A 1903-nucleotide genomic window follows, 5' to 3' on the forward strand; every position below is an offset into this window, starting at 1 on the left:
AGCGCCACGATGGCGGCCAGCGCCGGGTCCAGCGCGCCCAGGATGGCGGCGGCGGCCAGCACCACCGCCAGGGCGGCGGTCACCGGCACCAGGGCGCGGAGGTAGAGGCCATCCAGCGCCTCGACATCCGTCACAAGGCGGCCCAGCAGGTCCCCCGCCCCGCGCAGGCCGAGGCCGCCCGGCAGCCGCTCCGCCAGCCGACGGAAGAACCAGACGCGGGTATCGGCCAGCGCCCGGAAGGTGGCGGCATGGGTCACCAGCCGCTCGAAATAGCGGGCGCCGGGGCGCAGGAAGATCAGCGGCCGCAGCAGGATCAACGAACCGGCGGCGGCACCGGCCAGGGCACCGGTGCGCAGCCCCTCGGACACGCCACGCCCGGCGAAGGCCAGCAGCGCCACGCCAGCCAGCACCGCCAGGATGGACACAATGGCCCCGGCGATCAGCCAGCCCCAGCGCGAGCGCCAAAGGCCGAGCACGCGGGTCAGGTCATGGGGCATAAGGCTCACTCCCCGGCCATGCGGGTGCCGGGCAGGGCACGGCCGTCTTCCAGCTCCAGCACCCGGCCGAAGCGGGCACGCAGCGCCGTGGAATGGGTGGCGATGATGGCGGTGCGGCCGGTGCAAAGGCGGCGCAGGCTATCCAGCACGTCCGACTCGGTGCCGGGGTCGAGATGCGCGGTGGGCTCGTCCAGCAGCACCAGCGGCGTGTCGCGCAGGAAGGCGCGGGCAATGGCCACGCGCTGCGCCTGCCCGCCGGACAGGCCGAAGCCGCCCTCGCCCACCAGCGTCTCCAGCCCCTGGGGCATGGCATCGGTGAAATCCGTCACCCGCGCGGCGCGGGCGGCGGCCTCCACCTGGGCGGGTGTGGCATCGGGGCGGGCCAGGGCGATGTTCTCGCGGATGGTGGCGCGGAAGAGATGCGCCTTCTGGCCCACATAGGCGGAAAGGCGGCGCAGCTCGGCGGGGGCCAGGGTGGTGGCGTCCCGCCCGTTGAAGGCGATGCGCCCGGCATCCGGCTGCCGGAAGCCCATGAGCAGGCGAAGAACGGAAGATTTGCCGGAGCCGGAGGGGCCGGCCAGCACCAGTGCCTCCCCCGGCATGACGCGGAAGGAGATGTCGGTGAGCGCGGCGCCGCGCGCGGCGTCATAGGTCAGGCCGACACCCTCGAAGGTCACCACCAGGGAGGGCGGCACTTCCTCCAGCTTCAGGCCATCCCGCGCGGCCTGTGCCTCCAGCAGCGGCGCCAGGGCGGCGGCGGCGCCATTGGCGGCCATGCGCTCATGATAGGCGGCCGAGAAGGCGCGCAGCGGCGCGAAGAAGGCCGGCACCAGCAGGATGGAGAAGACCGCCGCCACCGGCTCCGGATGCCCGCCCACCAGCAGGTTGCCATGCCGCCAGGCGAGGCAGCCCAGCACGGCGGCGGCAATGGCTTCCAGAGACAGGCCGGAGAGGAAGGCGACGCGCAGCACCTTCATGGTGCGGCGGCGCAGGTCGGTGGCAGCCTCGCCCAGCGCCTCGGCCTCGGCGTCCTGGCGGCGGAAGAGCACCAGTTGCGGCAACCCCCGCATACGGTCCAGGAAGCGGCCGGAGAGCGCCTGCAAGGCATCGAACTGGCGGCGGGAAGCCACGGCGGCGCCAATGCCGGTGACGGCCATGGAGACCGGCACCAGCGCGCCCGCCACCAGCAGGATCACGCCGCTCAGCGGGTCCATCGCCGCCACCGCCAGGGCGATCAGCAGCGGCCCGGCGGCGGCCAGCACCGCGGCGGGCAGCCAGCGGGAGAAATAACCGTCCAGCGCCTCGATCCGGTCCACCACCAGGGCGGCGCGTTCGCCCACCGGGCGCTCGTCGGCGGGGCCGGCGGCCAGCAGGGCGGCGAAGGCGCGGTCCCGCAGCGTCGCGCG

1 protein-coding gene and 1 pseudogene are annotated in these 1903 nt (G+C 74.4%); both read right to left on the reverse strand.

Annotated elements, in window-relative coordinates:
- A pseudogene (locus IBL25_RS25945) lies at window positions 1-497 on the reverse strand (thiol reductant ABC exporter subunit CydC); the annotation flags it as partial.
- Between the two features lie 5 nt (window positions 498-502).
- Window positions 503-1903: thiol reductant ABC exporter subunit CydD (gene cydD, locus IBL25_RS25950; RefSeq protein ID WP_187781320.1), on the reverse strand; the 1401-nt coding region annotated here is incomplete at its 5' end.

Origin of the sequence: Pseudoroseomonas ludipueritiae (assembly GCF_014490445.1) — a bacterium.
In the GTDB taxonomy this organism is placed as follows: Bacteria; Pseudomonadota; Alphaproteobacteria; order Acetobacterales; family Acetobacteraceae; genus Pseudoroseomonas; species Pseudoroseomonas ludipueritiae.